Origin of the sequence: Flavobacterium bizetiae, from assembly GCF_902804475.1 — a bacterium.
GTDB classification, from domain to species: Bacteria; Bacteroidota; Bacteroidia; order Flavobacteriales; family Flavobacteriaceae; genus Flavobacterium; species Flavobacterium bizetiae.
The window spans coordinates 52,862-60,883 of sequence record NZ_CADCSU010000076.1; the positions used below are offsets into that span (position 1 = coordinate 52,862).

Here is an 8,022-nt window from a genome sequence, read left to right on the forward strand (position 1 = left end):
TAAATTTATTACTCTGAAAATTCTAATTTTTGTAATTTTTTCCATCCGCCACGTGTGAAATCCGGAATTTCTACAGGAGCAGAACCGTTATCAAGAGAAATTTCTGTTAACGGACCTAAGCAAGACCATTCAGCTAAATCATATACGTCCATGTCTAACGGAAGTCCTTTTTGTAAACAGTGAATTAATCTGTAATCCATTACGAAATCCATTCCGCCGTGACCACCTACTTTTTTAGCTTGCTCCTCAATATTTTTTACAATTGGGTGCTTGTACTTTTCCATCAAAGCTTTTTTAACGTCTTCCGGAACGAAAGAGTGTGCACTTAATTTTTCGTGATTTGGTTTTACATCATCTCCTAATGCTGCACCATCTAAAGCATAACCTTCTAATGGATATTTGTTTGCAAAACCTTTAGTTCCGCTCAATTGATACATTCTGCTGTATGGGCGAGGCGAAGTAACGTCGTGCTGAATATGGATTGTTTTTCCGTTTTCTGTACGAATCATAGTCATGGTATGATCTCCGTTTCTGAAATCTTTAATTTCCTGACCTGATTTATCTTTAATATAAGCAGGATTTCCTACTGCTTTTGTATCCATAGAAACTAAAAAGTTCATTTTATCTCCACGGTGAATATTCAAAGCCTGACAAGCTGGTCCCATACCATGAGTAGCGTAAATATCGCCACGGTGTTTGATGTTGTAATCCATTCTCCAGTTGTTCCAGTATTCTCCCCAAAAAGGCTGAAGACCGTGAATGTAAGAACCTTCGGCATGAAGAATTTCTCCAAATACACCTTGTTGTGCCATGTTTAATGTCGTTAATTCGAAGAAATCGTAAACGCAATTTTCAAGTTGCATACAATGTTTACGTGTTTTCTCAGAAGTATCGATAAGATCCCAAATTTCTTTCATAGTCATAGCACCCGGAACTTCGATTGCTACGTGTTTACCATCTTTCATTGCCTGAACACCAATAATAGCGTGATGTTTCCAGTCGGTTGCGATGTAAACTAAATCAACATTTGGTAAAGCAGTAACTTTTCTCCATGCATTTTCATCTCCAAAAAATTCTTGTGCTTTAGGAAGTCCGGCTTTAGTTAAAATTTCATTAGCAGATTGTGTGTTTTTTTGTGTCATATCGCAAAGTGCTACGATTTCTACTCCCGGAATATGCGTCATACGCTCAACTGCTCCAGGACCACGCATTCCTAAACCAATAAAAGCAACACGAACCGTTGGAATTGGATCAGTAGCCAAACGCAAAACATCTTGCTGACCTTTTGGACGGGTTGGTGTTTTGGTCTTGATCATTTGTGCCGATGCGATTGCTCCTCCAAACAAAAGACAGGCCACTAACATGAATTTTAAAATACTAGTTTTCATAATTGAATTAATTTGATTTGAAAATGATGATAATCAAAATGAAGATTATCGGGAATTATTGTTTTTGTGTAAATTGTTTATTTTTTAAAACGTCTTTTTTAAGGCAATGTGTCAAAATTTATTTCCGGTTTTTTATTGTTTAAAGGTCTTGTAAAGATCGTTTTTGGTGTTGTATAGTTGTTGAAAAAGCCTCCGTTTTTTAGATAAAATGAATTATTGTCCAATCCGCCGGCAAAATCCATTCGGTATTCTTTTGCTCCTGTACTGTCTGTTGTAAAACGAACCGAATTTATTTCTGACCAAACTCCTTTATCGTCGCAAATCCATTGATTGTTGAATAATACTTTACGGGATAAATCGCCTTGCTCCGGAATAAAATTTTCTAAAAACGAATGAAATCTTTTTAAATAAGTATTTGTTTCAGGGCGATTAAAACTAGCGATTAATAGCCATTTTTGCAATTCAGGCGCATAAAAATACGCGGTATATGTTGTTGTGTTGTTGTTTTGAGGGAAACCTTGTAATAAAAATTTATAGGTTGTCCCTGCTTTCCAGTTGTATTTCAGATAGCTTTGACCGCCTGAGCCTTCATTCCCAAATTCGCCTGTATGTACATTTTCGCCTTTTTTTAGCATTTTAATCTTATGAGATTCAGGAATACTAGCCGGATCATCGGTGTTAAACGGACTCCAAACAGAAAATAAAACTCTTCTTTCTGTAGCCGAATTAACCTGAATACCAAAGTAACCTTCTCCAAAACCATTCGCCATAAAATAAGAACCAATTTTATCTTCGTTTTCAGGAACCGTAAGTTCATTATAATACCATTTTGCATTGACGCTTTCAGGAACCTGATAATTTAAATGTACTGATGGTCCGCGTCGTCCCCAATGATAAAAGTTGCCTTCGTTATTGGGTACATAGGATATTTTTCCGTCATAATCTGCGCTTGAAATTGTTAGGCGATTTATAGCAGGAAAACGATCTTTTGTTTTGTTTATTCCTTTGATTTTAACAGCAACATAACCTTCCTGATTTATTTTCCAGGTACCAATGGTTACTGCTTTTTTTGAAGTATCAAATTTTACTTTTTTAGCTTCATTATTAATCGAAAATTCCAATTCTGATTTTCCAAATACTTCTACAGATTCTTCTATTGTTAATTGAAAACTTCCTGCTTTGGAAATTCTGAAATAAATTGTAAAAAATTCCTCAGCATTGGTCCAGTTTTCGATTCCGTTATCTGTAATCGTATTGCTTTCTAAATGTTTAGAGCTATAAGCATTTCCTGCCAATGGAAGAGAAATACTGGTCTTCGGATTCTTTAAAGGATCTTCGGTACTTTCGCTATTTGCCGTGCAGGAAAACGATACGAGTAACGAAGCAAAAAATAAGTAGAGTAAGTTTTTCATGTATCGATAGTAATTTATTTTTTAAAATTACCTCTCTAATCAATCCAATTAGAGAGGCTTCAAAAACAAAATAATTCTAAATAAAAAATTATGGATTTTGAGTTAAAGTTCCCGGATAGGCATTAATTTCTGACTGCGGAATGTATTGCACTACTCTTAAACTTGTAGCAGGCCAGTCTGTCATTGGTAAATGAGGACCAGGATAATGACGCGTCATGGTTTGCCCATTTCTGTAAACATCATAACCTCTATGCGCTTCAAATGCTAATTCTAACTGACGTTCTTCATCTACTAATTGTACGGCATTGGTACTGTTTAATGATGTATAACCACCACCAACAATCGATCTTTCGCGAATAATGTTTAAGTTGGTTAAAGCATTATTATAATCACCCTTTTTAACATAAGCTTCTGCCATGTTCAGATACATCTCGGCCAATCTTGAAATCGAAGGAGAGTAGAGGTGAGAATCATTATTTTGTAATGAACATTTTGTAATGTAAAACATTGGATATACACGATTTAACAACATCATATAATCTTTCTCTCCTGTATAAGTTTTGCCTTCGTATACAATCGAATATTGATTTTCGGCTGCGTTTACCGGAGTTAAATTATAGTCAGTAGTTCCTATCGTGATAAAAAATGTACCATTAGGATTTGTTTTTAATGGTTGTTGCATATAGTTGTAACCGGTTTGAGTACCACCTGCATTTTTTACATCATAGATAAAACGGAATGCCTGAGTTTTGTTTCCTGCGTCGTCTGTCGTGTATTGCGGATCAATAAATGCCCAACGTGCATCTTTCTTTAAACCTGATTTTCTTAATAAATCCAGATATTTGGCACTAGCGTACATTTCGCCCCAACCCTGACCTTGAATATTAGCATACATACCACCAATTCCGTAATAATGATCGTAACCTGAAAATTCTGAAGCTACTCTTTTAACAGCAAAAATGGTTTCAGTCTGCTCATCAGAGTCCGGTGCATACGTATTGAATTTCATAAAACTTTCACGGCTCAATAATTTATATTTTCCGCTTGTAATTACTTTATTCGCATATTCTATAGCTTGTGTTGCGTATTCCTGATTCGGATTTTCATATGTTCCGCTCATATATAAGTATACTCTCGAAAGCATTGCCTGAGCCGCTTCTTTAGTGGCATAGGCCGCAGATCTGTCAACCGTCATTAAAGATTCGGCTTTTTTCAGATCACTAATTGCTTGCTCGTAAGTATCTTTTACTGTTGATCTGTCTGGTAATCTAAGATTATTTAAATCCGGTGGTAAACCATTTACAATTGGCACACCTAAATTAGTTTCAGGTGATTGTGCGTAAGGTCTTCCGTAAGCGCGGCACAGGTAGAAATAAATCATACCTCTTAAATAATAAGCTTCACCAAGTTGTTGGTTTACAGCAGGACTTTCTCCTTCTGAAATCATTTTGATCAAATCACTTGATTGTGAAACTATTTTATAACTGTTATTCCAGAAAACAGATAACCTGTCGTTGTTAGGAATGTGCTGATATGAAATAAAAGAGTAAAAAGCATCTGTAGAAGTTCCTCTAATCATGATGTTATCACCAGGATACTCTCCAACTCTGTGCATAACATCAGACCAGCCTTTTAATTGTGCGTAACAACCATTTAATAAAACCTCTACGGCAGCTACTTTATCTTGTTCTATTTTGTCTTTTGTGTATGCATTAAATGGTTCTCTGTCTAAATCACAAGAGGACAAGAAACTAATCGCAATACCTAATATAAATATCTTTTTCATGATTTTGTTTTAAAGAGTTAAGTTAAGTCCTAATACAATTTTGCGTGTTGAAGGATAGACCTGCGTTGCAACACCAGAAATGATGTATTGCTGCGTTGCATCATTGTAAGTAGGAGGAAGCTCAGGATCTACACCAGAATAGTGACTAATGGTGAAAAGATTTTCTCCGGCGATGTACAATCTTAGGTTCGAAATATTAAGACGCGGAATAGGTACATTATATCCAAGTGTAATGCTTCGCATTTTTAAGTATGTTCCGGTTTCTAAGAAACGAGAAGATGCTTTGTTCGACTGACTGCTGTTATCATAAAGTGCCTGAGGATGTGTTGCAATATCTCCCGGTTTTTCCCAACGGCTCCATCCGCTATGAAGTACCATTTGGTTTCTGTCGTTGTAAGCACCATCTGAATCAAACTCGGCTCTGGCATAGTTATAAATTTGTCCTCCAACAGAATAACTAAAAATAGCAGAAAAGTCAAAATTCTTATAATTTAAAGTTGTAGAGAATCCTCCAAAAAAGTCAGGAGTATAAGTTCCTATTACCTTTTGATTTTTAGAAGCATCAGCATAACTGCTTGTTTTTACGCGCTCTCCGGCAGCATTTGTAGTGAACCATTGCGGTTTTCCGTTTGTAGGGTCAACACCTGCCCATTCTGTCAAATACCAGCTGTCAACATCTTTACCTGGCGTTAATAATTTGTTTGCTGAACCAGAAACTCCACTACCATCTCCTACAATAATTTGTTTTCTGTCTCCATAAAGACTTGTTACTTTATTTTTATTCGTACCAATGTTGGCATCTACAGACCAGTTAAAATTATCTCCTTTAATGATGTCTACATTAATAGAAGCTTCAAATCCTCTATTGTTTACCGCACCAACGTTTCTCCAGATACCAGTAACTCCAATAACTCCCGGAAGTGGTACATAATACAATAAATCAGAAGTGTTTTTATTATAATAATCTAAAGTAATGTTTACTCTTTTAAAGAAACTTACATCCAGACCCACACCCGCTGTAAACGTTTTTTCCCAACTTAAATCAGGGTTTGCCAATTGCGAGATTAGCGCCCCAGGACTTTCATTATAACTACTTTTCGAGAAAGAATATAAAGGAAGGTGAGGATATAAACTGTTTGGACGGTTTCCTACCGAACCATAACTCGCTCTAAGTTTTAAGTTATTGATATAATCTGCATGAAAGAATGCTTCATTATGAATGTTCCATCCACCACTTATAGAGTAAAAGTTACCATATTGTGCATTCTTACCAAAGTTAGAGGCTCCGTCACGACGAAAAGAAACTTGTGCCAAATAACGATTATCATACGAGTAATTTATATTCGATAACAAAGATTGTACAGCCCATTGTTGTCTTCCACCGCCTACTTTTTCAGGAACAGCAGCAGCATCCGGCGCTACAATTCCCGGAGGAATTCCGGTTGCAATTCCCTGACTGAATTTTCTATTGTATTCATTCCACTCATAACCTGCAATAGCATTAAAGTTATGTTTGCCAAATGATTTATTAAATTTTAATAATTGATTCGTGTAAATTCTGTTATAAGTATCAAAGTTATCTTCGATTCTACCTTTTACCGCTAATCCGCCAGAAGATCTTGGATCTGTGTAATAGCTTGAATTTGAATTACCAAAAATGTAATTGTTTACAGAAGAAAAAGTCAGCCAGCTTGTAAATTTAATATCAAAATCAAGATTGGCTCTCACGGTATAATTTTCAGATTCACCGTAATTCCATTGTAAATCATACAAATAGTTTGATCCAGTTGTGTTTACCCAGGTTGGGTTAGGAGCATTTCCTACCAAAGATCCGTCTTCCATATAAGGGCTATCCCATGGCATATTTCCGTACAACGCACCAACACTATGTTGTTGATCATAAGTTGTTTCTCTGGTTAAATTTACCTGAGGTCTTAACGTAAACCAAGTGTTTGGTTTGTACTCAAATTTCATTAAACCATTGTATTTTTTATAATCATAACCTTTAACCGCTCCGGTTTCTTTATAAACACCTACAGAAACGTAACTTTTAAAGTTTTCACCTCCGCCGCTTATCGATAAGTTATAATCTTCTGCAATACCCGTTTGAGTAGCATTATCCCACCAGTCAAAGTTTTTATTTCTTAATTCAGGATTCCACCACCAAACATTCTCGAATGCTTGTTTGTTTTCGAATGAATCATATAAATCATATAATTGAGATCCATTCATAATTTTAAAATTCCCGTTATTTAAAGTGGTCATGGCAGTTTTGGCAGAAAAATTAATAACAGCCTTTCCTGTTTTTCCGCTTTTAGTTGTAACGACAATTACACCGTTCGCCCCTTGTGAACCATAAACTGCTGTAGAAGCAGCATCTTTAAGAACCGTCAACGTTTCAATATCAGATGGATTCATGTTGGCAGAACTATTCCCCACAATAACTCCGTCAATTACCCATAAAGGATCTGTACTTCCGTTGACGGTGGTTTTTCCTCGAATCACTATTTTTGCTACCGCTCCCGGCTGACCTCCACCTGTATTTACATAAACTCCGGAAGCTTTTCCTGCAAGCATGTTTTCTACAGTAGGAGTCGTTACATCAACAATTTTTTTGCTGTCTAAAGTTTGTAATGATCCTGTTAAGCTCTCTTTTTTGATCTTGCTGTAACCTACAATCACTACCTCGTTCATTTGCTCGCCAACCTCTTTCATTACTACTTTAAGAGTACTGTTTCCTGCTGGTATTTCCTGATCTTCCATTCCTAAAAAAGTAAAAACCAGTATCGTACCGTCATTTGGAACTTCAATAGCAAAACTTCCGTCGATATCAGTTTGTACTCCCTTTGTTGTGCCTTTTATAACAACATTTACTCCGGGAACCGGAATTCCTTTTTGATCGACAACCTTTCCTTTTACTATTTTCTGAAAAACAGGCAAATTGGTTTCGTTTACCGGAATCTCTTTAGAAGGTGCAGCTGTTGTAATTTGAAAACTTAAAGACAACAAGGAAAGTAATGTTGTTTTTAAACTTTTTTCAAGTACAGTATGCATCCTAAAATTTTTAGGTTTTTTTGAGAATACTTTGTTCATACTCTTGTTTGGTTTTGGTTAATGATTGTGTTTTTGTTAGTCGTTTTTTTTAAGTTTTGATGCTCATTAATGATCACTTTTTGGTTGGTTAAAAAAGAGATTAAAAGCGATAAAAAAGAGCTAATAATTGCGTTGTATTTTATTATTATTCGACGAAACTATCGATTATATTTTTATTAACCAAGAAAAAACACAAAAAATGTGCTCGAACACACAAAATTAATGTTCTCGAGCACATAAAATTGTGGTAAACGTTTTTTTAGACTAAAAATCATGAGATTATTCTAAAATAAAGCACAAAAAGCACATCGCTTTATTTTAAGCGTATTCGCAACCACAATAT

General features: G+C 35.7%; 4 protein-coding genes. All 4 read right to left on the reverse strand.

Features of this window, described 5'->3' with window-relative positions; translation table 11 throughout:
• Positions 1 to 8 precede the first annotated feature (8 nt).
• The 4 genes from FLACOL7796_RS08875 to FLACOL7796_RS08890 all read right to left on the reverse strand — a co-directional run bounded on the left by FLACOL7796_RS08875 (position 9) and on the right by FLACOL7796_RS08890 (position 7,640).
• Positions 9 to 1,364, reverse strand: coding sequence for a Gfo/Idh/MocA family protein (locus FLACOL7796_RS08875; protein WP_232067335.1), 1,356 nt, complete (start codon positions 1,362 to 1,364; stop codon positions 9 to 11).
• Between the two features lie 122 nt (positions 1,365 to 1,486).
• Positions 1,487 to 2,800 carry a DUF3472 domain-containing protein gene (locus tag FLACOL7796_RS08880; protein ID WP_173970445.1) on the reverse strand — a complete coding sequence of 438 codons (1,314 nt, stop codon included), beginning with the start codon at positions 2,798 to 2,800 and terminating at the stop codon, positions 1,487 to 1,489.
• Positions 2,801 to 2,888: 88 nt separating this feature from the next.
• Complete coding sequence (locus FLACOL7796_RS08885; protein ID WP_173970446.1) at positions 2,889 to 4,586, reverse strand: RagB/SusD family nutrient uptake outer membrane protein; 1,698 nt, start codon at positions 4,584 to 4,586, stop codon at positions 2,889 to 2,891.
• Between the two features lie 9 nt (positions 4,587 to 4,595).
• Entirely contained in the window at positions 4,596 to 7,640 is a 3,045-nt protein-coding gene (locus FLACOL7796_RS08890; RefSeq protein WP_232067334.1) for a SusC/RagA family TonB-linked outer membrane protein, read from the reverse strand.
• Between the last annotated feature and the right edge of the window lie 382 nt (positions 7,641 to 8,022).